This window comes from Clostridium yunnanense (assembly GCF_016595795.1).
GTDB lineage: Bacteria > Bacillota > Clostridia > Clostridiales > Clostridiaceae > Clostridium_AR > Clostridium_AR yunnanense.
On the sequence record NZ_JAENHN010000065.1, the window covers coordinates 1 to 24,042 of the forward strand.

At 31.7% G+C, this 24,042-nt stretch carries 22 protein-coding genes; 17 read left to right on the forward strand and 5 right to left on the reverse strand.

Annotated elements, in window-relative coordinates; translation table 11 throughout:
- Positions 1-546: 546 nt before the first annotated feature.
- The 5 genes from JHL18_RS23275 to JHL18_RS23295 all read left to right on the forward strand — a co-directional run bounded on the left by JHL18_RS23275 (position 547) and on the right by JHL18_RS23295 (position 7,622).
- Complete coding sequence (locus JHL18_RS23275) at positions 547-1,848, forward strand: helix-turn-helix domain-containing protein (protein WP_200273758.1); 1,302 nt, start codon at positions 547-549, stop codon at positions 1,846-1,848.
- Between the two features lie 22 nt (positions 1,849-1,870).
- A complete protein-coding gene (locus tag JHL18_RS23280; protein WP_200273760.1) occupies positions 1,871-3,115 on the forward strand; it encodes a helix-turn-helix domain-containing protein in 1,245 nt (414 codons plus the stop codon).
- A gap of 302 nt (positions 3,116-3,417) precedes the next feature.
- A complete protein-coding gene (gene nifV, locus JHL18_RS23285) occupies positions 3,418-4,563 on the forward strand; it encodes a homocitrate synthase (RefSeq protein ID WP_200273762.1) in 1,146 nt (381 codons plus the stop codon).
- 127 nt (positions 4,564-4,690) lie between these two features.
- A complete protein-coding gene (locus JHL18_RS23290) occupies positions 4,691-6,634 on the forward strand; it encodes an aconitate hydratase (RefSeq protein ID WP_200273764.1) in 1,944 nt (647 codons plus the stop codon).
- The gene (locus JHL18_RS23295; RefSeq protein WP_200273766.1) at positions 6,627-7,622 is read left to right on the forward strand and encodes an isocitrate dehydrogenase (NAD(+)); all 996 of its coding nucleotides are present in this window, start codon (positions 6,627-6,629) and stop codon (positions 7,620-7,622) included. Before JHL18_RS23290 ends, JHL18_RS23295 begins: the two co-directional genes overlap by 8 nt.
- 117 nt (positions 7,623-7,739) lie before the next feature.
- On the opposite strand, the gene JHL18_RS23300 is transcribed toward JHL18_RS23295, so the two are convergent.
- Entirely contained in the window at positions 7,740-7,958 is a 219-nt protein-coding gene (locus tag JHL18_RS23300; protein WP_200273768.1) for a hypothetical protein, read from the reverse strand.
- Positions 7,959-8,059: 101 nt separating this feature from the next.
- Positions 8,060-8,749 carry a Crp/Fnr family transcriptional regulator gene (locus JHL18_RS23305; RefSeq protein ID WP_200273769.1) on the reverse strand — a complete coding sequence of 230 codons (690 nt, stop codon included), beginning with the start codon at positions 8,747-8,749 and terminating at the stop codon, positions 8,060-8,062.
- 295 nt (positions 8,750-9,044) lie between these two features.
- Here JHL18_RS23305 and JHL18_RS23310 point away from each other — a divergent pair, with 295 nt between their 5' ends.
- From JHL18_RS23310 to asrC, 5 genes are all read left to right on the forward strand, one after another.
- Complete coding sequence (locus JHL18_RS23310; RefSeq protein ID WP_200273772.1) at positions 9,045-9,233, forward strand: EscE/YscE/SsaE family type III secretion system needle protein co-chaperone; 189 nt, start codon at positions 9,045-9,047, stop codon at positions 9,231-9,233.
- A gap of 147 nt (positions 9,234-9,380) precedes the next feature.
- Positions 9,381-10,148, forward strand: a complete 768-nt coding sequence (locus JHL18_RS23315) for a formate/nitrite transporter family protein (protein ID WP_200273774.1) — start codon at positions 9,381-9,383, stop codon at positions 10,146-10,148.
- 11 nt (positions 10,149-10,159) lie between these two features.
- Positions 10,160-11,176, forward strand: coding sequence for an anaerobic sulfite reductase subunit AsrA (asrA, locus tag JHL18_RS23320; protein WP_200273776.1), 1,017 nt, complete (start codon positions 10,160-10,162; stop codon positions 11,174-11,176).
- Positions 11,169-11,960 (forward strand): anaerobic sulfite reductase subunit AsrB, encoded by a 792-nt coding sequence (gene asrB / locus JHL18_RS23325; RefSeq protein WP_183276472.1) that lies wholly within the window; start codon positions 11,169-11,171, stop codon positions 11,958-11,960. Before asrA ends, asrB begins: the two co-directional genes overlap by 8 nt.
- 15 nt (positions 11,961-11,975) lie before the next feature.
- Positions 11,976-12,938 (forward strand): sulfite reductase subunit C, encoded by a 963-nt coding sequence (gene asrC, locus JHL18_RS23330; RefSeq protein WP_200273778.1) that lies wholly within the window; start codon positions 11,976-11,978, stop codon positions 12,936-12,938.
- A gap of 103 nt (positions 12,939-13,041) precedes the next feature.
- Here asrC and JHL18_RS25745 read toward each other — a convergent pair whose 3' ends face one another.
- Positions 13,042-13,179: a hypothetical protein gene (locus JHL18_RS25745; RefSeq protein ID WP_207753098.1), complete on the reverse strand. Its 138-nt coding sequence runs from the start codon at positions 13,177-13,179 to the stop codon at positions 13,042-13,044.
- Between the two features lie 799 nt (positions 13,180-13,978).
- Here JHL18_RS25745 and hemA point away from each other — a divergent pair.
- The 7 genes from hemA to JHL18_RS23365 all read left to right on the forward strand — a co-directional run bounded on the left by hemA (position 13,979) and on the right by JHL18_RS23365 (position 21,313).
- Positions 13,979-15,175, forward strand: a complete 1,197-nt coding sequence (gene hemA, locus JHL18_RS23335) for a glutamyl-tRNA reductase (RefSeq protein ID WP_200273779.1) — start codon at positions 13,979-13,981, stop codon at positions 15,173-15,175.
- Positions 15,139-15,855: an NAD(P)-dependent oxidoreductase gene (locus JHL18_RS23340; RefSeq protein WP_200273781.1), complete on the forward strand. Its 717-nt coding sequence runs from the start codon at positions 15,139-15,141 to the stop codon at positions 15,853-15,855. The genes hemA and JHL18_RS23340 overlap by 37 nt, the downstream gene beginning before the upstream one ends.
- Positions 15,833-16,708 (forward strand): hydroxymethylbilane synthase, encoded by an 876-nt coding sequence (gene hemC, locus JHL18_RS23345; RefSeq protein WP_200273783.1) that lies wholly within the window; start codon positions 15,833-15,835, stop codon positions 16,706-16,708. Before JHL18_RS23340 ends, hemC begins: the two co-directional genes overlap by 23 nt.
- A 67-nt stretch (positions 16,709-16,775) precedes the next feature.
- Complete coding sequence (gene cobA / locus JHL18_RS23350) at positions 16,776-18,251, forward strand: uroporphyrinogen-III C-methyltransferase (RefSeq protein WP_200273785.1); 1,476 nt, start codon at positions 16,776-16,778, stop codon at positions 18,249-18,251.
- Positions 18,244-19,212 carry a porphobilinogen synthase gene (hemB, locus tag JHL18_RS23355; RefSeq protein ID WP_200273787.1) on the forward strand — a complete coding sequence of 323 codons (969 nt, stop codon included), beginning with the start codon at positions 18,244-18,246 and terminating at the stop codon, positions 19,210-19,212. The genes cobA and hemB overlap by 8 nt, the downstream gene beginning before the upstream one ends.
- A 3-nt stretch (positions 19,213-19,215) precedes the next feature.
- Positions 19,216-20,484, forward strand: a complete 1,269-nt coding sequence (gene hemL, locus JHL18_RS23360) for a glutamate-1-semialdehyde 2,1-aminomutase (protein ID WP_200273789.1) — start codon at positions 19,216-19,218, stop codon at positions 20,482-20,484.
- 67 nt (positions 20,485-20,551) lie between these two features.
- Complete coding sequence (locus JHL18_RS23365) at positions 20,552-21,313, forward strand: sirohydrochlorin cobaltochelatase (RefSeq protein ID WP_200273791.1); 762 nt, start codon at positions 20,552-20,554, stop codon at positions 21,311-21,313.
- A gap of 261 nt (positions 21,314-21,574) precedes the next feature.
- Here JHL18_RS23365 and JHL18_RS23370 read toward each other — a convergent pair whose 3' ends face one another.
- Together JHL18_RS23370 and JHL18_RS23375 are read right to left on the reverse strand one after the other, a co-directional pair.
- A complete protein-coding gene (locus JHL18_RS23370) occupies positions 21,575-22,168 on the reverse strand; it encodes a response regulator (protein ID WP_200273793.1) in 594 nt (197 codons plus the stop codon).
- A gap of 2 nt (positions 22,169-22,170) precedes the next feature.
- A complete protein-coding gene (locus tag JHL18_RS23375; RefSeq protein ID WP_200273796.1) occupies positions 22,171-23,991 on the reverse strand; it encodes an ATP-binding protein in 1,821 nt (606 codons plus the stop codon).
- Positions 23,992-24,042 lie beyond the last annotated feature (51 nt).

Consider the following 24,042-nt stretch of genomic DNA (forward strand, 5'->3'; position numbering starts at 1 on the left):
TATTTGCATGCATATTTTCCGATTACTTTCCTTATTCCGATTGCACTTCCAAAGCTAATTGCTAAAAAAGAAGCTATCACGTTGTGTAATAGCTTCTTTAATCACTCTTAACTTAATGACATTGGGATTACTCCTCGAGTATTTTTATTTCGAGTCTAGGGATTGAAGTAGATTATCAATTCAGAGGAATAGATAATCTAGTTGTATATAATAAAACTAAGTGATATTTCTGTTAGCTATTAATGGTAATAGGATTATCAAATATAGATTTAATTTGGAAGTAGTTTATCTATAAAAAATCTTTAAATTTAAGGATCATAAGAATGAATAATGTAACTATAGGTTTTTAAGAAATTTATTACAGTAATTAAAAATTAATGGTAAAGGTATATAATATTACAAAAAAAACTAGAAAAAGTAGAGAATAAAATAAAAATTAGAAGAAGTTTGTAATGTTTTGATTTTATTAGTTGAATTATGTGATATAATAAATTATAATTTTGATTCAAAAAAAATTACATAATTAAGGAAAAAGGAAGAGTGTGTATGGAGATTCTTTCACTAGGAGAAAAGATAAAAAGAAGAAGAAAAGAATTAGATATGACTTTAAAGGATTTAGCTGGTGATAGAATAACACCAGGTCAGATAAGTCTTGTTGAGTCAGGAAGATCAAATCCGTCTATGGATTTACTTGAATATCTTGCTGCAACACTAAAAACTTCAGTAGAATATTTAATGGAGTCAGAAGAAACTCAAGCAGAAAATATATGTACTTATTTTGAGCAAGTGGCAGAATCATATATATTAGACAATGATACAATTACCGCAGAAAGATATATAGAAAATTCACTTTATTATGCGGAGAAGTATAACCTTGAATATAGAAAGGCTAAAAATCTATATTTGAGAGCTAAAATTTATATGGCAAAAGGAGAAAATGTTTCAGCACAGCAGTTTTTTCTTTCGGCAAATGTTATATTTATAAAAAATAATAATTTCGAGGAAATGGTTCAAACTTTCTTGTATTTAGGTAAGATAACCCTTGAACTAAAGGCTTACCATTCTGCTACTTCATACCTTAAACAAGCAGAAAAACTATATATAGATAAAAATATTGGTGATGATTTCTTGCTTGGAGAGATATATTTTACTATTTCGAAAACTTATTTTAAGCTAGAAGATGTTAAAAATTCAATGAACTATGCATTCCTTGCAAAACAAAAGTTTGAGCAAATATACGACCAAAAGAAATATGCAAAGACACTATTATTAATATCAGAAGAATATAATAAAAGTGGAGATTTAGTCAATGCTATAAAATATTCTAAGAAAACTTTAGAGGTTTATAAAAACTTGCAGGATTTAGAAAATATTTCTTACATAGAAAATAATCTAGGTAGACTCTTCTATCAGTTTGAAAACATTGAAGAATCCTTTAAGCATTATGATATAGCAAAAGAGCTAAGGGAGAAAAATAAGGATAGCAGATTACCAGAGACTTTAATCAATATTTGTGAAAATTATATAAAGCTAAAAGATATTGCAAGCTGTACCTCTGTTATGAAAGATATTGAAGATCATCTAGATCCAAGTAACTACTCAGATATTATTGAATTCATGTTAATCAAATTCAGAGTATTAATGATAAAGGAAAGCTATTTAGAAGCTGAATCAGTTTTATTAGATACCTTTAAGGTGTCCCAAGATAGTGAGAATTTTAAAAAAGCAGGAGAGATTGCTGTAATGCTTGGTAAGTTCTACTTAGATCAAAAGAAAGATACTGAAGCAGCTAGATTTTTAGATGAAGGCGTAGGAATCTTTAAAAAATTAGGTATAATTAGAAATTAGTTTTTTTTGATAGGTGAGGGGAATGGAGATTTTATCAACTGGTGAAAAGATAAAAAGGGCTAGAATATATAAGGGAATAACTTTAAAAGAGTTATGCGATGAAAATATATCTATTTCTAAGATGAGTTGCATAGAGAATGGAAAAGTTAAGGCTGAGCCTTGGATTTTAGAGATTGTGGCAAAGAAGCTGGATTTAGATATAAATTATTTAAATGAAGATGTTAAAGATCAATTAGAAAGTAATCTTAAATTGATAAAACAAGGCTTGAAAAATGATAATTATGAAGATGAGCTGAAGTTATGTGTTAGCTATTCTACATACTACAATTATTCAGAATTAGCTTTTGAGTTTATGCATCTTCTTTTTACGTATTATTTAGAAGAGCTAAAGTATAAAAAGATACAAGATATGATGAATGGATATTATGAAGTAGCTCAAAAGTTAACAGACAAAACATATATATTTTACAGAGATATGGCAAAATACTTTTTTAATAATAAAGAATACAATGAAGCATTAGCATATTACAGTAAATTAAGAATAAGCCGTCAAATTATAAAACAGGACTTTGTGGCAGATATAATTTACTCTGAGGCAGAATGCTATCTAAAATTAAAAAAAGATGATTTAGCGTATAATCTTCTAAGAGATTATATGAAAAAACATGAAGAAATAGAAGACATGATAATTAAAGGCAAGATTTTAAGCTTGTACGGGGGCCTGCTTATAATGTTCAATAACATAGAAAGCAGCCAATACATAGAGAAAGCCTCAGAGTTTCTTAAGGAAAGTGCTAAGGATTTAGCTAAAGCTAAGCTTTTTTATGGCGAATCCTATTTTAAGATCGATGATAGGGAAAATGGCATAAAGGAAGTTCGTGAAGCTATGGACATGCTGCCTAAAGAAAATAAGGATTTTTACTGTGAATTATTAAATAAAGCTATTACCATTTATATTGAAAATGGTGAACTTGAAATTGCAGATGAAATGGCATCTGAAGCTTTAAATATAGCAATAGGATGCGATAATGTGAGGTTGATTGAAAGATCTTATTATTTAAAAGCATTCGTTTTTCAGAAAAAAGGATTATACGAACAATCAGAGATGTATATGAATCTTTCGATAGATTCTTTGATGAAGTTTGGCAATTATGCACAAAGATACAACAGATATATCGAGATGGCAAATATGTATCATGAAATAGGTGAAATAAGAGAAGCAATAAAATATTTTACACTTGCAATGAGCATGGAAAAGAAGCTTTAACATTATGTTAAAGCTTCTTTTTTATTACTTAATGAAAAGTTTATTTAACATATTGTTAATGTATTTTTAAATTTAATAGTAAATATTTAATGATACTGCCTATAATATAGAAGAATAATAAATTAATTGTGAATTTAGTATAAATAGTATAGTATTATTGAAATAAATATGGTAGAATGATTTATAATATTTTTTGTATACAACTATACGTAAAAAATTATAATTAAAAATGATAAATAATAATTTATGTATGGATGTAGTTATTTTTATTTTTGTTTGCGATTATGAAAGGGGGGTTCTAAATGGCTGTTTTTGAAAAGGAGACAGGCAAGAAAATTTATATTGTGGATACAACTCTAAGAGATGGAGAACAAACTGCTGGTGTTGTATTTGCAAATCATGAAAAGATATCTATAGCTGAGATGTTAAGTGATCTAGGGGTAGATCAGCTTGAAGTAGGTATTCCAACTATGGGTGGAGATGAAAAACAGGCTATTAAAGCTATTGTTAAAAAGGGACTTAAATCAAGCATAATGGCTTGGAATAGAGCTGTAATCAGCGACATAGAGCAATCAATAGACTGCGGGGTAGATGCAGTAGCTATTTCTATATCAGTTTCTGATATCCATATACAACACAAACTACAGACGTCTAGAGAATGGGTTATTGAAAATATGCTTAAGGCAGTTGAGTTTGCTAAAAAAAATGGACTTTATGTATCAGTTAATGGAGAAGATGCTTCAAGAGCTGATAATAAATTCTTAGTGCAGTTCATAAATGAAGCAAAAAAGGCAGGAGCAGACAGATTTAGATATTGTGATACTGTAGGCATAATGCACCCTGCTAAGATACAACAAGAGATAAGTTTTTTAAGAGATAATACAAATTTTGATATAGAAATGCACACTCACAATGACTTTGGTATGGCTACAGCAAATGCACTAGCTGGACTTGCTGGTGGGGCTACTCATTTGGGGGTTACTGTAAATGGACTAGGTGAAAGAGCAGGTAATGCGGCCTTAGAAGAAGTATTAATGGCCTTGAAACATGTTTATGGCTATGATGTGCATGTTGATACAAAGATGTTTAAAGAAGCTTCAGAATATGTATCTAAGGCTTCTGGAAGAGAACTTCCTGCATGGAAAGCTATCGTTGGTTCTAATATGTTTGCGCATGAATCAGGAATACATGCAGATGGAGCACTTAAGAATCCACTAAACTATGAAGTCTTTGAACCTTCAGAAGTAGGTTTAGAAAGACAAATCGTTATTGGAAAACATTCTGGTAAGGCTGCTATTGTAAATAAATTTAAAGAATATGATATAGAGCTATCTCAACACGATGCTGATGAACTTCTTGTTATGGTAAGAGAATTATCAGTAAAACTAAAAAGAAGTCTTTTTGATAAAGAACTTGTGCAGTTATATAAGGATTATACAAAAAGATAAGATATACTGCTTAGGCATGTAAGTAATTTCAAAATTCTAATAGATTATTGCTATCTTAAGAGTTTTTTAAAATCTGATGCTATGAAAAGTATTATATCTATAATAGTGAAAACAAGGAGGAATAAACATGGGATTAAATTTAGTATATAAAATTTTAGAAAAGCATTTAGTTGAAGGAGAGCTTATCCAAGGAGAGCCAATTGGAATAAAGATAGATCAGACACTTACTCAAGATTCTACTGGTACCATGACTTATCTTCAATTGGAAGCAATGGGTATTGATAGAGTAAAAACTAAAAGATCAGTAGCTTTTGTTGATCATAATATGCTTCAACAGGGGTTCGAAAATGCTGATGATCATAAGTATATACAAACTGTTGCAGCGAAATATGGAGTGCTGTTTTCAAAGCCAGGTAACGGGATATGTCATCAAGTTTTCCTAGAAAGATTTTCAACTCCTGGAGATACTTTAATTGGTTCTGACAGCCATACACCAACAGCTGGTGGTGTGGGGATGATAGCTATAGGTGCCGGTGGCCTTGATGTAGCAGTTGCTATGGGAGGAGGCGCTTATTTTATAAACACTCCAAAGGTATGTAAGATAAACCTTATTGGTAAGTTATCACCTATGGTTTCGGCAAAGGACGTAATACTTGAAGTCTTAAGAAGACTTACAGTAAAAGGCGGAGTAGGAAGAGTATTTGAGTATGGTGGTGAAGGTGTTAAGTCACTTTCGGTTCCTCAAAGAGCAACTATTACAAACATGGGAGCTGAACTTGGAGCAACAACTTCTATATTCCCAAGTGATGAAAAGACTTTTGAATACTTTAAAGCCCAAGGTAGAGAAAATGAGTGGAAGGAACTTTTACCTGACGAAGATGCTATCTATGATGAAGAAGTCACTATAGATTTAGAAAAATTAGAGCCACTTGCTGCAAAGCCACATAGTCCTGATAATGTTGAAGAAATAAGAACTATAGGTAAGATTAAAGTTGACCAGGTTGCTATTGGAAGCTGTACAAATTCTTCCTATGAAGATTTGATGAAGGTAGCTAAGATACTAAAAGGTAATAAGGTTCATCCAGATGTGTCATTAGTTATAGCTCCTGGTTCAAGACAAGTTATGGAGATGATATCTCGTAATGGAGCGTTAGGAGACATCATAAGTGCAGGTGCAAGAATCCTTGAAAACTCCTGTGGACCATGTATAGGCATGGGGCAGGCTCCTGGAACAGAAGGAGTTTCACTAAGAACCTTCAATAGAAACTTCTATGGAAGAAGTGGAACTTTAACAGCAAAGGTTTATTTAGTAAGTCCAGAAACTGCAGCTGTAAGTGCAATAACAGGAGTGCTTACAGATCCGAGAGAATTAAAAGCTGATATAAATATAGAACTTCCTGAAAGATTTATATTAGATGATTCTATGATATTAAAACCAGCTGAGACATCAGCAGAGGTTGAAGTAGTAAGAGGACCTAATATAAAGCCATTTCCAAATGGAGTTGCACTAAAGAATAGCTTAGAGGGGAAAAATCTTTTAAAAGTTTCTGATAATATAACAACAGATCATATAATGCCTTCAAACTCAAAGTTACTTCCATATAGATCTAATGTACCTTATCTTGCAGATTTCTGTTTTAATACAGTAGACACTGACTTCCCTGCAAGAGCTAAGGAATACAATGGTGGATTTATAGTTGGTGGTAATAACTATGGTCAAGGTTCAAGTAGAGAGCATGCTGCATTAGCACCATTATATCTAGGCGTAAAGGCTGTAATAGTAAAAAGTTTTGCAAGAATTCATAAAGCAAACTTAATAAACAGTGGTATATTACCGTTAACTTTTGAAAATGAAGCTGATTATGATACGTTAGAGCTTTTAGATGATTTAGTGATAAATAATATAGAAAAAGACATACACAGTGGTAAGTTGGTTGTAGAAAATAAAACTAATGGAACTAGTTTTGCGGTAATCGCTGATTTATCACAAAGAGAAATAGAAATACTTTTATGTGGTGGAAAACTTAACTATACAAAGGAATTAATGAAAGAAGGTATGGAGAATGCATAAGATAACCTTGATACCTGGAGACGGAATAGGACCTGAGGTTAGTAATGCCATGAAGATGGTATTAGAAGCATCAGGAGTAGAAATAGAGTGGGAAGAAGTTCAAGCAGGAGAAGCTCAGATAGAGAAATATGGAACGCCACTTCCAGACCATGTTATAGAAGCTATTAAGAGAAATAAAATTGCAATAAAAGGACCTATAACAACTCCTGTAGGAAAAGGTTTTAAAAGTGTTAATGTTACCTTAAGGCAAAATCTTGATCTTTATGTTAATCTTAGACCGGTTAAAAGTTTTAAAGGAATAGAATCAAGATATTCAGATATAGACTTGGTTATAGTAAGAGAGAATACAGAAGATCTTTATGCTGGTATTGAACACAAGATTGGCAATTACGGTGCTGAGAGCATAAAACTTATAACAAAGCCTGCATCACAAAGAATAGTAGAATTTGCTTTTAAATATGCTAAAAATAATAAGAGATCAACCGTAACAGCAGTTCATAAGGCAAATATAATGAAGCTTTCCGATGGATTGTTCTTAAATACTGCAAGAGAAGTTGCTGAACATAACACTGAGATTAATTTTAATGATTTAATTGTAGATGCTGCAGCGATGAATTTAGTGATAAATCCTCAAAAGTATGATGTTATGGTTATGCCTAATCTTTATGGAGATATACTATCAGACTTGTGTGCTGGTCTTGTTGGCGGACTTGGTATAATACCAGGGGCTAACATAGGAAAAGACTATGCAGTTTTTGAAGCTGTTCATGGAAGTGCTCCTGATATAGCTGGTCAAAACAAAGCTAATCCAACAGCACTTATACAATCTGCCATAATGATGCTTAGACATATAGGTGAATATGAGCATGCTGATAAGATAGAAGCTGCACTTTCTAAGGTATTCTTAGAAGGCAAGGTTCTTACAGGAGATTTAGGTGGAAGTGCTACAACCACTGAATTTGCAGAAGCAATCTGCAAGAAACTATAATATAAAAAACTTGCAGGGTGCTTTTAGCTTCCTGCAAGTTTTTTATATTTATTAATAATTTAATTTTTAACTAAAAAATTACTAATATTAGACGTTTTATATTTAAAGTTTTATGAATTAATGAGCTGGATTTTGAGCAAATTGCTTCATAACAGCTTGCACTTCTTCTACTTTTTCAGGCTTAAGGAAAGTGATAATCTTTATAGCAAATTGTTGTGCGTCCTCAGCAGTGAAGGTTCCTTCTGCTTGCTTTTTGAAGTTATCAGCAAGTAGTGCCTTAGCTTCTTGCACTCTCTCCAAAATATAACCTAAAAATCTTTCTTGTCCCTCGTTCATAAATTAATCTCCTTTTATCATATTTATAGTGAATCGCCTTGTTGAAATTTAAGAATATCTAATTTTATGTGATATTTATTATATCAGATAATAAATATTCATTAAATATCTTTAAAATAGTCTGAAAGTTTGTTTCTATCTGGAATATAAAATTTTTTGCTTTCAACTATTATTAAATCTAGCTCTTGTAATCTTTTTAAAGCCCTAGATATAGTTTCTCTTTGACTACCAAACATATCAGCAAGATATGTAACTGATACGTTAAGATTAATCAAAGTTCCTAAAGGATGAGAAACACCATAATCCTTAGAAAGTTTCCAAAGTTTTGCTGCTAATTTTTTCTCTATCTTTATAGGTGTAGTATTTTTCATCTGTCTATAAAGCCTTCTAACCTTTTTAGCTAAAGAATTTATAACGTTTTTAGTGAAAGCGAAGTTTTCTTCCATAAGATCTATAAAAGTTTTCTTATCATATACAAGCAGATATCCATCTTCAAAGGTCTCACAACAGATGGATGCAGGTAAGTCATCTAAAATAACTTCATTCAGAATTTTTCCTTCGCCTAAGATAAAAACAACTTTCTTCTGAGCATTTTCGCTTAATTTATATAAAGAAAACTTGCCCTTCAAAACAATAAATATATTGTTAACCATATCTTTATCTAAAAAAACATGAGTATTCCTATTAAATTTTTTTACTTTTCCAAGAGTATAAAGTTTTAATAAAAACTCTTCGTCAAGGCCTGCAAATATCTCTAAATTTTTAATGTAATCAAAATTAAATTCAGTCATGTTATCCCTTCTTAAAGAAAATATAAATTCATTTTATCAGAGTTTAGATAAAAGATACACAATAACATAAATTTTAAGTATCTTAATACTTAAGTATAATAATTGAAATTAAGTTAGAGTGCTTCTGACACTTTAAAGAGTTTTGCAGCGATGCAATTATAAAATTAATTTAAAAATTAAGAGAGAATTTTTTTTGTTTTAACTGCACATAATAATACCGTTCAAAAGTAGGCTTTAAAAAATATATATTATCTTTCACGGTAAGCCTCAATAAAATATAAAGGAGGGAATTGCAATGGCAAATGCAAGACAAAATGTACAAACAACTTTTGATGAGTTAAATCACTGTAAACAACATCTTCAAGATGCTCTAAACACAGTTGAAAAGGATCAAAACAGACAAAAGATCCAAAGATCTTTAGATGCTGTTAACAATGCAATAAACGTAACACAAGACACAATATCAAGCTATACTGAAAGTTAGTATACATAGATATTTAGGAGGAACCCTTGATTTTAAAGGGTTCTTTTTTATATCTATACAGTAAAAAAATAAAAGTAGACTGTGATATTTATCACAGTCTACTTTTATTTTTTTTAGTAAACTAATGGTATACGGGAGGGATTTATTATGTTTAGTGAAGAAATTAACAAAGTTGCCCAGGCAGCAAAAGGAAAAAGTGAATTATTAAGAAAGAATAAAGTTGGTTATTTATTGTCATCAGCTTTTGCAGGATTGTACGTAGGATTAGGTATAATGCTTATATTTACTGTAGGTGGATTACTATCAGCAGCAAGCTCACCAGCTACAAAAATAGCAATGGGAGCATCCTTTGGGGTAGCACTTTCATTAGTTGTTTTTGCTGGATCAGAATTATTTACAGGAAATAACTTTGTAATGACAATCGGAGCTTTAAAGAAAACCGTTTCATGGTTAGACGTTATATTGGTTTGGATTGTAAGTTTTATAGGTAATCTTGCAGGTTCAGTGTTTGGTGCCTTCTTATTTTATTCTAGTGGACTAGCTTCAGGACCAGTTGGAAAGTTTATATTAAGTGCAACTAATACAAAAATGCATCTATCAAATCAAGAGCTTTTTGTTAGAGGAGTATTGTGTAATTTATTAGTGTGTCTTGCAGTTTGGTGTACTTTCAAGATGAAAGAAGAAATCGGAAAGTTAGTTATGATCTTCTGGTGTTTATTTGTATTTATAACAGCAGGTTTTGAACATAGCATAGCAAACATGACACTTTTATCAATAGGTTTATTTATTCCACATCCAGCTACTATAAGCTTAAGTGGATTTGTTCATAACTTAACATTTGTAACTTTAGGCAATATTGTTGGTGGAGCTGTAATATTAGCAATACCTTATTACTTAATATCTAGAGAAAAATAAGGAGTGTTATTATGGGATTTAAGATGACCGTAGAAAGTTATAATGAGTACTTAGAAAAGCTTTCAGAGAAATATAAGATATTTGCACCAAAGGTATTTGAAGGTAAAGGAAGTTATTCTGACACTGATGTTGTTAGATATGGCGAAATAAGCGATATAAATGAAGTTGTATTTGATAAAAAATCAGATTTTTCATATAAGGAAGTATTACTTCCAATCACTCAAACAATGTTCTATTTTACAGAAGATGAGTGGATAGAACCAAAGCAAGAGGAAAAAGGCGCGATAATCTTCTTAAGAAGCTGCGATATGCATTCCATAAGAAGAATTGATGATATATATTTAAGAAATGGCTTTGAAGATCCGTACTACAAAGCTCTTAGAGAAAGAACAAAATTTGTTCTTATAGGATGTAGTGAAAGTTTTGAAAACTGCTTCTGCGTAAGCATGGGAACAAATAAAACTGACGAACAGCAAGCTTATATAAAAGTTGAAGCTGATATGGTTTATTTTGATGTTAAAGATGCTGAACTTGAAGCTATATTAGAGGATCTTTCAAGAGAAGAAGCAGAAGTTAAGGTTGATTTTGTTACTGAAAATGGAGTAAAGGTTAACATACCAGAAAACTTAGATTTAAAAGTTATGGATTCTTCTATGTGGAAGGAATACTCAGCAAGATGTATAGCTTGTGGAAGATGTAACTTTGTATGTCCTACATGTACATGTTTTACAATGCAGGATATATTCTATAAAGATAACAAGAAGGCTGGAGAGAGAAGAAGAGTTTGGGCTTCTTGTCAAGTAGATGGGTATACAAATATGGCTGGAGGCCATGGTTTTAGACTAGACAAGGGACAAAGAATGAGATTTAAGGTTCTTCATAAGGTATATGATTATAAGAAGAAGTGGGGATATAACATGTGTGTTGGCTGTGGTAGATGTGATGATATCTGTCCAGAATATATATCCTTCTCAAACTGTGTAAATAAACTAGAAAAAGGAATGGAAGAGGTGAAAGCAAATGAATAATCCATATATGCCATCAAAGTCAACGATTTTAGATATAAAAAAGCATACAGAAATAGAATATACTTTTAGACTTTCATTTAAAGGTGATGTTAAACCAGGACAATTCTTTGAAGTTTCTCTTCCAAAATACGGGGAAGCTCCTATATCAGTAAGTGGAATAGGCGAAGATTATATAGAACTTACAATAAGAAGAGTTGGAGTAGTTACAGAGGAAATATTTAATTACTATGTTGGTCAGCAATTGTTTTTAAGAGGACCATATGGTAATGGCTTTGATATAGAAAACTATAGAGGAAAAGAAGTTATAGTTGTAGCAGGTGGAACAGGTCTTTCGCCAGTAAAGGGAATCGTAGATTATTTCTCACAAAATCCTAGCGAGGCTAAGAAATTTACATTAATATCTGGATTTAAATCTCCTACTGATATGTTATTTAAAGATGATATGGAAGTTTGGAAGAATAATATAAATCATATATTAACTGTAGATACTGCACCAGAAGGTTATGAAGGTAATGTAGGACTAGTTACTAAATATATTCCAGAGTTACAGATAGATGATATGGAAAATGTAGAAGTTATAGTGGTTGGACCTCCAATGATGATGAAGTTTACAGTAGGAGAATTTTTAAAGAGAGAGATTAAAGAAGAAAAGATATGGATATCTCACGAGAGAAAGATGTGCTGTGGTCTTGGAAAATGTGGGCATTGTAAGATTGATGACACTTATGTATGTTTAGATGGTCCTGTATTTAATTATTCAGTTGGAAAGCTTCTAAGAGATTAGAGGGAGGTAAATAAAATGGATATAAACACTAAAGCACTTAAAAAAAATGCCTTCAGAGTTACTAAAAAAAGAGGAATAACTTCATCAAGAATAAGAGTACCAGGTGGACATCTTGATTCAAGATATTTAGCTAAGATTGGTGAAATTGCTGAAAAGTTTGGAGATGGTTCAGTTCACATAACTACAAGACAGGGATTTGAAATCACTGGAATAGATATGAAGGACATGAATGAAGTAAACTTAATGCTTCAAGATTTAATTGAAGGATTAGAGATAAATCAAGAAGAAGAGGGTAAAGGATACCCAGCAGCAGGTACTAGAAATGTGACTTCTTGTATAGGTAATAGGGTGTGCCCATTTGCTAACTACGATACAACTGCTTTTGCTCAAAGAATTGAAAAGATGATATTTCCAGATGATCTTCATGTAAAGGTAGCTTTAACAGGTTGTCCAAATGACTGTTTAAAGGTTAGACAACATGACTTTGGTATCATAGGAATGACTGAACCCCAATATGATGCTTATAGATGTATAGGCTGTCAAGCTTGTGTTACAAACTGTAAGAAGAGAGCAACTGGAGCTTTAAAGTTTGAAAACTTCAAGGTTGTTAGAGATCACGATAAGTGTATAGGTTGTGGCGAATGTGTTGGTAAATGCCCAACTGGAGCTTGGACTAGAAGTGAAGAGAAATATTATAGACTTGCTATAATGGGTAGATCAGGAAAGAAGAACCCAAGACTTGCAGAAGATTTTATAATCTGGGTTGATGAGGAAAGCATTAAGAAAATAATAATGAATACTTACGAGTACGTAAGAGAATATATAGATAAAGATGCTCCAGGCGGAAAAGAACATATTGGATATATAGTTGATAGAACTGGTTTCCAAGAGTTTAAGAAGTGGGCATTAAAGGATGTTGAACTAGGTCCTAAGGCTATTCTTAAGGATAATGTATATTGGAGTGGAATAAGATATTAATTTTAGGTGCTGTTAAAGCACCGTGTTGAAATTAATCGGTTAATCATCCAACGCTTTAATGAGCTTACGCAAAGAATTAATATGATTTTGTCATATTCCATGGCTAAAACTGTAAACTCACTACGTTCGAACAGTACAGTTTATTAACGCCATTCCATCTGAAAAAATCATTTAATTCTAATAGCTCGCTCATAGAGCGTCTCATGTATAACCAATTAATTTCAACAATTTTCTTAAACATAGTATAATTTTAAGGGAAGCAAGCTAATTGCTTCCCTTAATGTTTTAACCAATATACTTAATGCTATATTTAAGTAGTAAATCCATAATTAAATAGGAGTAAATATGTCCACTTTGTTGAAGTATAGCTGTTATTAGGGTATACTTTTGTTGTTAAGAATTTATATAAAAATCTGTTATAATAAATTAGTTGTATATAAAACTTATGAACAAGATAAATTTTTTATAGGATTCTATATCTAGTGTCATTTATATTTACTTAAGTATTGCTTTTTATATAGATAAACCAGTTCCAAATGCAATCTATAACTTAATCAAAGTACCATTAATAGTTAAAATGGCTTCTAGAATATTTTGACTTATAGAACTGGGATATCTATTCCGCTTAATAAGATAAACTACTTCAATCCTTAAACTCCAAATAAAGATTTCGATGGTTCTACGAACCTTTATTTGGATAAGTTCTAATATGAAGTAGTTTATCTATAGATGTACCACTTCGAACCGCAATCTATTTTTAAAACTCTCACGGCTTCTGGTGAGAAAATTTAAAAATAATAAATTTCATTACGAAGTGGTACATCCATATTAAGAACTAGTACATTCATGCAAATTATAAAAAGTAAGATAATAGTTGGACCTGGTGAAATATAGTGTAATTAAAAGAATGTACAGATGTAAAATTATATAATTATAACAACATAACAATATATAAATATAAAATTATAAATTCAAAAAAATATAAGAATATAAGAATTTATAGTAATACTGCGGCTTAAGAATATTTGGAGTGATAATTTATGAATCAGCTTATTGGATTTAAACGAAATCTGTCTCTTGATATAAGAGAGAAGTTTGCCATAAGGCAAAGTAAGATAGATCAATACCTTTGCGAACTGACTAAAAAGTTTTCTGAGGTTATTATTATAAATACTTGTAATAGAACAGAGATTTACTTTAATGCAGATAGTTGCAGTGAAGAAAATATAGATTACATATTTGATACATTTTATTGGGATAAAGATTTAAAAGAGTACATCTTTCACGATAAAGATGACAAAGTCACAGAGCATCTTATGGAGGTTGCCTGTGGCTTTCATTCTAAGATACTCGGAGAAGATCAAATACTTGGACAAGTAAAAGATAGCTTTTTATATTCTAAAGATAGAGAGGGAGCTTCTGGAGAGCTTGGAAGGTTGTTTCAAACTGCCATAACTTGTGGAAAACAATTTAGAACAGAAGCAAAGTTATATGAAATTCCTGTGTCATCATCTTCTATAGCAGTTCATGAGGCTATAGATAGAGGACATAAAATATATATGGTTATAGGCTATGGAGAGATAGGAAGTCTGGCTGTAAAATATCTTTTAGGGCAAGATGTACATAAGATTTTTTTGGTGGTTAGAACTCCTGAAAATGTAAAAGATATATTTGATTCTAGAGTTGAGATAATTGATTTTAATAGAAAAAATGAAGTACTGAAGGAAGTTGAATGTATAATATCTTGTACTTCAGCTCCTCATACTGTTGTGAGATATGAAGAAATCCCTAAAGAAGCAGAATTATTTATTCTTGATCTAGCAGTACCAAGAGATGTAGATAAAGAAATTAAGGCTTTAGATAATGTAGAGCTTTTTGACATTGACGACATATCAAGGATTGATGATAAAAATAAAGCTTTAAGAAGATCACGAATGATAGATTGCAAGTATATAATCAAGGAATACTTCATTGAGTATAGTAATTGGCTGAAGATGAGAGAATTATCTCCTATAATTTCAGCTATGAAAGAAGCAGGAAAAGAGATAGTAATTGATAGATATTCAAGTTATATAAATAGAGCAAATGATAAGAATTCTGAGAAGTTAGCAGAGATTCTTATAAAAAGCACCTCAGATCATTATGTAAATAAAGCAATCAATGTACTTAAAGAAGCAAAGTTAAAGGGATGTGAAGAACAGTGCATGGAGATAATAAGCAAGATATTTCTAAGCTAGAGTATATGTTTTTGTCCTTAATAAGCAGTAAGTTACGGGTTTTAATCATTGGTGGAGGAAAAGCAGCTTTAATAAAGGCAACAACCTTAATAAAAAATGGGTGCAGTTTAACTATTTTAGCTGAGCATTTTGATGAAGAGCTTGAAGCTTTAACTTCTACAGGAGTAGTTGAGCTAGTAAAAGAAAGCTATAGTAAGACTTATTTGAGTGATAAACATTTAATCTTCATATGTATTAATGACAAAAGCACTATAGTAAAAGTTGTTGAAGATTGTGAAGATCAAAGCAAGTTATACGTAAACTGCAGTGATTCTAAAGATGGCTTGGCGGTTCTACCAATACAAAATAACAATGGAAGTTTTTCATATGCAGTTCATACCAATGGTGGCAATCCTAAGATGTCTAGAAAACTATTAAGTGAAATGGGCAAAGCTGTGGAACCTTTACTGAACATAACAGATTTTTCAACTTCTTTAAGGAGTAGGATGAAGGAAATTGGTTTTATTGATAAGATTATTATGGACTTTATTATTTCTGATGAGTATAGATTTTTCTTTGAAAAAGGTTATGGAGAAAAAATACTATACTTGTATTTTGATAAAGAATATTTAGAGAAATTATTTGAAGATGATTTTGTTTTATATGGAGGATATGACCATGAGTTTGATTATAGCAACTAGGAAAAGTAAGCTTGCACAGACCCAAACAGAGATAGTTATGGAGCTTCTAAGAGATAAATGCAATATAGAAAGTGAAAAGCTTCTAATGAGTACAGAAGGAGACAGAAGGCTTGATGTAGCTCTTAATAAGATAGGTGGTAAAGGATTATTTGTAAAAGAAATAGAATATGCCTTACTGGACGGAAAAGCTGATGCAGCAGTGCACAGCATGAAGGATGTTCCTTTTGCATTAGAAGAGCCTTTCGAGATTGTAGCAATGCCAGAGCGTGAAGATCCTAGAGATGCGTTTGTATCTATGAATAATATCAGTTTTTATGAACTTAAAAAAGGAGCTAGGATAGGCACATCTAGTATAAGAAGAAGTTCTCAATTAAGAGCCTTAAGACCAGACATTGAGATTATTCCAATCAGAGGAAATGTTCAGACAAGAATAGAAAAAATAGAAAAAGAAAATCTAGATGGAATAATTCTAGCAGCTGCAGGGCTAAAAAGACTAGATATGGAAGATATAATAACTGACTACTTCAATGAAGAAATATTTCTTCCAGCAGTGGGACAGGGGGCTCTAGGTATTGAAACCTTAAAGACAAGCGATAAAAAGCATATATTCTCAAAGCTGGATGATTGTAAAACAAGAATCTCTGTAGAGGCAGAAAGAAGCTTTATGAAAGAACTTAATGGAGGCTGTCATTCTCCAATAGGTGCTTATGCAAAGATTGAGAATAAGGATATATACATATTAGGTATATATGAAATAAATAATAGATTAGTAAAAAAGGATATTAAAGGTAAGCTTGAAGATCACATTGAGCTTGGTAAGGCTTTAGCTAAAAAGATTATAAAAGAACTATAATTATTAGGTTGAATTTAAGTTTTGTGATTAAATTAAGCAAGAGAACTACGATTGATGAGGTGGAAAAATGTCAAAAGCTTATATTATTGGTGCAGGTCCAGGTGATGAAGGGCTACTCACACTTAAAGCAGTAAAGGTAATGAAAGAATGTACGGCAGTACTTTACGATAGATTAATCGGAAACAATGTATTATCTTATTTAAATGAAGACTGTGAAGTTTACTTTTGTGGTAAAGAACCAGGGTGTCACTATAAAACTCAAGATGAAATAAATGATATGCTAGTAGAATTAGCTAAAAAAGGTCACATAGTAGGAAGAATAAAGGGCGGAGATCCTTATGTATTTGGAAGAGGCGGTGAGGAAGTTTTAGCATTAGAGGCTGAACATATTCCTTTTGAAGTTATACCTGGAGTGACTTCTGCAGTAGCTGTTATGAGTTATGCTGGAATACCAATAACACATAGAGGGCTTTCTCAAGGTTTTCATGTGCTTACAGGTATGAGTGCAGCTACGTTGAATATTCAATGGGAGGTACTAACTAAATCACAAAATACCATAGTATTTTTGATGGGATTAGAAAACCTAGGCGATATAGTTAAGAATCTTGTAGAGAATGGAAAACCTAAGGATACTCCTTGTGGAGTTATAATGAGAGGAACCACTGCAAAGCAAAAAAAGGTTATTGGGACTTTAGAGAGTATAGAAGAGCTAGTAAAAGCTAATAACTTAAAATCTCCTTCAATTATAGTAGTTGGTAAGGTTGTAACCTTAAGTGATAAATTAAATTGGTTTGAAAGATTGCCTCTTTTTGGAGCAAATGTCTGTGTAACTCGAACAAAAAAACAAGCTCAAACCATGAAAGAAAAATTAAGAAGTTTAGGGGCAGAAGTTACTGAGATACCTGCTATAAAGATCGTAAATACCACTGAAAATCTAAATCAATATAAAGATAATATAAGTTCCTTTGACTATATAATATTAACTTCAGTTAATGGAGTTAATATATTCTTAGATTATTTAATAGATAATAGTATAGATATTAGAAAAATTAAAGCTGAGTTTGCAGTTATAGGAAAAGCAACTCTTAATGCATTGAAGGAAAGAGGAATAATTGCAAATATAATGGCTGATGAATTCGTAGCTGAAGGTCTTGTAGAAGAACTAAAAAACTATGAACTTAAAGATAAAAAGGTTCTAATGCCTATATCTAAGAATTCAAGGAATCTAGTAGAAGAATTTTTAAGAGAACAAGGAGCTATGGCTCTGAGAGTACATACTTATGAAACTCAAAAGGCTGAATTGAAAAATTTAAGTTCCTTTGACAGCGTAAATACAATCATATTTACAAGCCCGTCTACAGTAAATAATCTAGTAGATATGGTGGGGATTGATAAGGTTAAGGAAAAGCTATGTATAGCTATAGGTCCTATAACGTATAAAGCATTAGCGGATAAGGCTATAAAAGCTGTTTTATCAGAAGTTCATAGCGAGGATGGAGCTATAGAAAAACTTACAGAAGTATGGAGTGAACGACATGAATAAGAGAAATAGAAGACTTAGAACAAGAAAAGAGATAAGGGATTTGGTTAGAGAAAACTCTTTATCTCCTATGGATTTTATATACCCAATTTTTGTGGTTGAAGGAAGTAATATAAAGAAAGAGATAGAATCTATGCCTGGAAACTATCATTTCTCAGTTGATAGATTAGAAGAAATAGTTGAAGAGATTAAAAAAGCAAAAGTAAGAGGGATTATGATTTTTGGAATTCCTGATGAGAAGGATTGTTGTGGTTCAGAAGCTTATGCAGAGGACGGGATAGTTCAAAAAGCAGTAAGAAGAATAAAGGAATTAGATAAAAACCTATGGGTAATTACTGATGTGTGCTTGTGTGAATATACAGATCATGGGCATTGTGGAATTATAGAAGACGAATATGTTAAAAATGATGAAACTTTAGACGTTTTATCTAAGGTTGCAGTATCTCATGCAAAGGCTGGAGCGGATATGGTAGCTCCTTCTGATATGATGGATGGAAGAGTTGGAGCCATAAGAGAAGCTCTAGATGAAAACAACTTTGAGAACGTAGGAATAATGGCCTACAGTGCTAAGTATTGTTCTGCTTTTTATGGACCGTTCAGAGAAGCTGCAAACTCAGCTCCACAGTTTGGAGATAGAAAGAGTTATCAGATGGACCCCGCAAACAGCAGAGAAGCAGTAAGAGAAATGGAAAATGATATAGAAGAAGGAGCAGATATCATAATGGTTAAACCTGCTCTATCATATTTAGATATAATAAAAATGGCAAGAGATAAATTTGATTACCCAGTGGCAGCTTATAGCGTAAGTGGTGAATATGCCATGATTAAAGCTGGAGCAAAGCTTGGATATATAGATGAAAAAAGAATAGCTTTAGAAAGTCTTCTTTCTATAAAAAGAGCAGGTGCTGATATAATAATAACTTATTATGCGCTAGAAGCATCAGCTTGGCTTAAGGAGGAATAAGAGATGAATAATAGTGAAATATTTCAGTTATCACAAAAGTATATGCCTGGTGGAGTTAACTCGCCAGTTAGAGCCTTTAAGGGATTAGACATAGATCCTCCTGTAATAAAGAGAGGTGAAGGGGCTTATATCTACGATGAAAATGATAAGAAATACATAGATTTTGTGGGCGCTTGGGGACCTATGCTTTTGGGACATAAGGATGAAGATGTCATAGAATCTATGAAAGCAGCTTTAGATAACGGCTTAGCTTTTGGTGCTCCAACCTATTTAGAACTTCAATTAGCTAAATTTATGTGTGAAACCTTAGATAATGTGGATATGGTTAGAATGGTTAACTCAGGTACTGAAGCGACCATGAGTGCCGTAAAGCTTGCTAGAGGTTTTACTGGAAGAGACAAGATAATAAAATTCTCAGGCTGCTATCATGGACACTTTGATGGATTCTTAGTTAGTGCAGGTTCAGGTGTTCTTACTGGTGGCATACCTGGCAGTGCAGGAGTTCCAAAGGGAAGTATATCTAACACTTTAGTTGCGGAGTATAATAATATTTCTTCTGTAAAAGCTATCTTCAATGCTTTTGGTGAAGATATAGCGGCAGTTATCATTGAACCAGTTGCAGGAAATATGGGAGTAATGAAGGCTGAAGATGATTTTATGAAAGAACTTAGAGTTCTATGTGATGCCAACGGAAGCCTTTTAATATTTGACGAAGTAATGAGTGGCTTTAGAGTAGCGTACAAAGGTGCTCAAACCTTATTTGATGTAAAACCGGACTTAGTTACTTATGCAAAAATCATGGGTGGAGGAATGCCTTGTGGTGCTTATGGAGGCAGAAGAGATATAATGGAGAAACTATCTCCATCGGGTCCTATCTATCAAGCTGGTACAATGTCAGGTAATCCTATAGTGATGACTGCGGGGATAGCTACTTTAAAGAAGCTTTATAGCAATCCAAAGTATTATGAAAACATAGAGAAATATGGAGAAATACTTGAAGGCGAGATAAAAGATATATTATCGCAAAAAGGAATAGCTAACGTTGTTAATAGATGTGGTGGAATGATGACTTTATTCTTTACAGAAAATAAAAGTGTAAAGACTTATGATGATGTTAAAACTTGTGATATAGACTTATTTAATAAATATTTCACTCATATGTTAAGTGAAGGTATTTATCTTCCTCCATCACAATATGAAGCTATGTTTTTATCAGTAAAGCATGGCGAAAAAGAAATAGAAAGCTTTGCTAAGGCTTTAAGAAAACTGTAATTTTATAGAAGTTCATATTATAAATTATTATATAATCTAAGTGAGAATTCAATATATGAGGTAAGAAATGAAAAAAGGGTTGATCGTATTAAGTAATGGTACAGCAGATTTAGAGGCTTTAGATAGATATAATCAAGTTGTTGAAAATATAGATACAAGTAAATACGCTGAGGTATTTAAGGCATTCGCATCAGATAAAATAATCGGTAAATTAAAAACTAGACATAATATATCTATACCTAACTTAAGAGAAGGAATAGAGAAACTTATAAAAATTGATGTGGAAGATATAACAGTAGCCACTTTGTTTTTGATAGAGGGAAAAGAGTATGAAGATGCTGAGCATGTGATTAAAGAGTTTACAAAGCAAAATAGTAAGCCAAATATAAATATAACTCATGCAGCTCTTATACTGCAGGATAAAGAAAGAAATTATGAGTTTATAGATAAAATAAGTCCTATTATAAATAAAGAAGAGGAAATAATTTTAGTAGCACATGGAACAAGTCACCCAGCACAGAGAAGTTATTATGAATTTCAGAAATGCCTTAGAGACAAAGGTTATGATAATATTCATATAGGTACTATAGAGGGAGAACCTTCTTTTGATAAGATAGTAAATCAATTAAAAAACAGAAATATCAAAAGAGTTGTACTTCAGCCTTTACTTTTTGTGCTAGGCTTTCATGGAAAGAAAGATTTAATTACTGATAACCCGAGTTCTTGGAAGAGTAGACTGATTAGAGAAGGTTTTGAGGTTATTATATCAGACAAATCATTGTCGGAGATAAAGGAAGTTGTTGATTTCATTGTTAATAGCCAATATTAAAAAGAAGACCTTTAATACAAGGTCTTCTTTTTTTGCTGTAAAGGAAAATATAAGAATTTTATGCCGGTTAAACCTAGATAATTCAATGCGTTAAGAAGCTTTTTATTGAATAGCTATTTTGGTGACGGAACTTTTTATCTCGCAGTAAGTCTAATTAAGTGCTTAAATACTAAAAACCCCACTGTATATAAGTCCCTTAGCAAGGGTTAGATTTATATACAGTGGGGTTTTATCTAATACGATGTTCTACAGATAAGATTGTTATTCATCAAATCCACAGTTGAACTGAAATATCTCAGCAGTTCTTTTGAAACGCTCAGCTTTTTCTAGGTCACCTTTGAGTTCTTCAAGTTTTGCTATCAAGAAGTAAGTTTCACCACAATCATCTTTGATAGTAAGAGTTTTCTTTAGAACTTCCTCAGCTTTTTCAATTTCATTTTCATCAAGAAGCTTCTTGGCAAGAGTCAAATGAGCAACTAGGTTATTCTTTATAGAATCCTTCTTAAGTACTTCATCCAATACCGCTTTTACTCTCTTGCTTGTAAAAGGTTTTTGAAGATAGGCAGCAGCACCAAGTTTGGTACATTCAACAGCGTTTTTGATTGTACCAAAGGCTGTCATAACAATCACAGTTATATTCTTATTATATTTTTTTATATATCTTAATAATTCTGTGCCACTAACTTCTGGCATTTTTATATCAGTAAACACTATTGCTATTTCTTCTTTTCTTATAATATCTATAGCTTCATTAGCGTTTATGGCTTCAAATACATGAAACCCTTCCATATCTAAATATGTTTTAAGCATCTCTCTTATGTTTTTTGTATCATCTACTACTAAGACTTTTTTCATAATTAATCCCCCTTATTTGGTAACTCAAAAGTGAATATACTACCTAAGCCATATTGGCTTTCACAATAGATATTTCCACCGTGAAGCTCTACAATTTGTTTTGAAAGTGCTAAACCAAGGCCAGTGCCCTCGCTTTCGCTATTAGCTCTAAAAAACTTTTCAAATATTCTAGTTTGATATTCATTAGTTATACCTATTCCATTGTCTTTAACGAATAGACTTATATGATCAAAATTTTCATAGGCACCAATCAGCACAGTTCCAAAGTTTCTGGTATATTTAATTGAATTAGATAAAAGATTGTTAAGCACCCAGCCTATCTTTTCTTCGTCAACATATACTTCAGGTAAGTTGTTTTGGATACCTATACGTAATTCTATATTTTTATTTTCTAGTAGTGAGTAGTATTCATCTACGCTTCTATTTATAATATCTTCTATAGAGCAGAAGGACATATTCAATAGCTTTTGATCAGACTCTAACTGACCATATCGTAAGAAGTTATTTATTAAATTCAATAGTTTTTGGCTATCTTCACTTATTGCAGAGACTATTTTATTAAAGTTTGCGTTAGATTCCATAAGCTCAGAATCCTCAAGTAAGCTTGAACCCATCATAATAGAGGTCAGTGGAGTCTTTATCTCGTGCGATAATGAAGATATTAAATCGTGTTTTAATTTTTCTATCTTTTTAATCTCAGTTATATTTTGAAAATATACAACTATACCATTTGTTTTATTGGTATTGTCTTTAATTAGTGATAAATTAATCTTAAATACAGTGCTATTATTTTTAAAACTCATGATTTTACTGTCTTTTTCTAGAGAATTATCCATTACATTTGATATAAAATCAAATAACTCTCCATATGTTAAGGTCTCTAATACATGACGGCCAACAGCTTGAGCCTGAGATATCTTAAAGTAATTTTCTGATTCATCATTTAGAAGAACTATCCTGTAATTAGTATCTAAAACTATAATTGGATCAGATATACTTTTTAAAATAGCTAAAGATCTATTCTTTTCATCTAATAGTTTACCAAAAGTACTATGTTGGAATTGACTTATTTTTTCACTCATGTTATTAAATTCTTGAGCTAAAATACCAATTTCATCATCTGACAAGATCTCTGCTCTATGTGTAAAGTCACCTTCCTTGGTTTTGATTATATCATCATGAAGAGAATATAAAGGACTAAGGAATTTATTTATATATCTTATGGAGAAGGCTAGTCCGACTAAAATCAAAAAGATGCTTAGGCCTACAGTTGTATTTATGGAGAAACTTATACTATTTTTCATCGACTCTTTTTGGTTTACAATAGCAGTATCATTTATAGTGATTATTTTACGTAACGATTTTGTGAGAGCTTCATATAAGGGCTGTATTTGTTCTGTGTATTGTGATAGAGCAGCTTCTTTGCCTTTTGAATCTCTTATGGCTATTATATTGGTCAATGAATCTAAAAAAGCAGAGTAATCAGTGTTTATCTGTTTAATAACAGATAATTCTCCTTCCTCAGTTATATTGTTTAACTCCAAGAGATAATTTTCGTGAAAACTATTGTTTGTATCATAAAAGTTTCGTATAAATACAGGATCTTTTGTGTTTATGTAGCTAATTATGTCTTGAGATTCTTCATCTATGATTTGAATCATTTTATTTGAGGTTTGTATGCTGTCATAATTATTAGATACTAACCTATTAGTATCCTGCTTTACCTGGAATAAATTAAAAAGTGATATTCCTACAATAATGAAATTGATGAATAGCAAAGCTAGGAATAAGCAAATAAACTTTAGCTTTAAACTGTTTTTCATAATGTCCCCTTTTTTATGTTTTATATAATATATTAGCGTACTTAAATTGCA

Coding starts and splice junctions, on each gene's coding strand:
- JHL18_RS25745 (WP_207753098.1), bottom strand. CDS start 13,179: ATGTTTAAGAAAATTGTTGAAATTAATTGGTTATACATGAGACGCTCT.
- asrC (WP_200273778.1), top strand. CDS start 11,976: ATGGATATAAACACTAAAGCACTTAAAAAAAATGCCTTCAGAGTTACT.
- JHL18_RS23290 (WP_200273764.1), top strand. CDS start 4,691: ATGGGATTAAATTTAGTATATAAAATTTTAGAAAAGCATTTAGTTGAA.
- nifV (WP_200273762.1), top strand. CDS start 3,418: ATGGCTGTTTTTGAAAAGGAGACAGGCAAGAAAATTTATATTGTGGAT.
- JHL18_RS23295 (WP_200273766.1), top strand. CDS start 6,627: ATGCATAAGATAACCTTGATACCTGGAGACGGAATAGGACCTGAGGTT.
- JHL18_RS23280 (WP_200273760.1), top strand. CDS start 1,871: ATGGAGATTTTATCAACTGGTGAAAAGATAAAAAGGGCTAGAATATAT.
- JHL18_RS23315 (WP_200273774.1), top strand. CDS start 9,381: ATGTTTAGTGAAGAAATTAACAAAGTTGCCCAGGCAGCAAAAGGAAAA.
- JHL18_RS23305 (WP_200273769.1), bottom strand. CDS start 8,749: ATGACTGAATTTAATTTTGATTACATTAAAAATTTAGAGATATTTGCA.
- JHL18_RS23275 (WP_200273758.1), top strand. CDS start 547: ATGGAGATTCTTTCACTAGGAGAAAAGATAAAAAGAAGAAGAAAAGAA.
- asrB (WP_183276472.1), top strand. CDS start 11,169: ATGAATAATCCATATATGCCATCAAAGTCAACGATTTTAGATATAAAA.
- cobA (WP_200273785.1), top strand. CDS start 16,776: ATGTCAAAAGCTTATATTATTGGTGCAGGTCCAGGTGATGAAGGGCTA.
- hemA (WP_200273779.1), top strand. CDS start 13,979: ATGAATCAGCTTATTGGATTTAAACGAAATCTGTCTCTTGATATAAGA.
- hemL (WP_200273789.1), top strand. CDS start 19,216: ATGAATAATAGTGAAATATTTCAGTTATCACAAAAGTATATGCCTGGT.
- hemC (WP_200273783.1), top strand. CDS start 15,833: ATGAGTTTGATTATAGCAACTAGGAAAAGTAAGCTTGCACAGACCCAA.
- JHL18_RS23300 (WP_200273768.1), bottom strand. CDS start 7,958: ATGAACGAGGGACAAGAAAGATTTTTAGGTTATATTTTGGAGAGAGTG.
- JHL18_RS23310 (WP_200273772.1), top strand. CDS start 9,045: ATGGCAAATGCAAGACAAAATGTACAAACAACTTTTGATGAGTTAAAT.
- JHL18_RS23370 (WP_200273793.1), bottom strand. CDS start 22,168: ATGAAAAAAGTCTTAGTAGTAGATGATACAAAAAACATAAGAGAGATG.
- asrA (WP_200273776.1), top strand. CDS start 10,160: ATGGGATTTAAGATGACCGTAGAAAGTTATAATGAGTACTTAGAAAAG.
- JHL18_RS23375 (WP_200273796.1), bottom strand. CDS start 23,991: ATGAAAAACAGTTTAAAGCTAAAGTTTATTTGCTTATTCCTAGCTTTG.
- JHL18_RS23365 (WP_200273791.1), top strand. CDS start 20,552: ATGAAAAAAGGGTTGATCGTATTAAGTAATGGTACAGCAGATTTAGAG.
- hemB (WP_200273787.1), top strand. CDS start 18,244: ATGAATAAGAGAAATAGAAGACTTAGAACAAGAAAAGAGATAAGGGAT.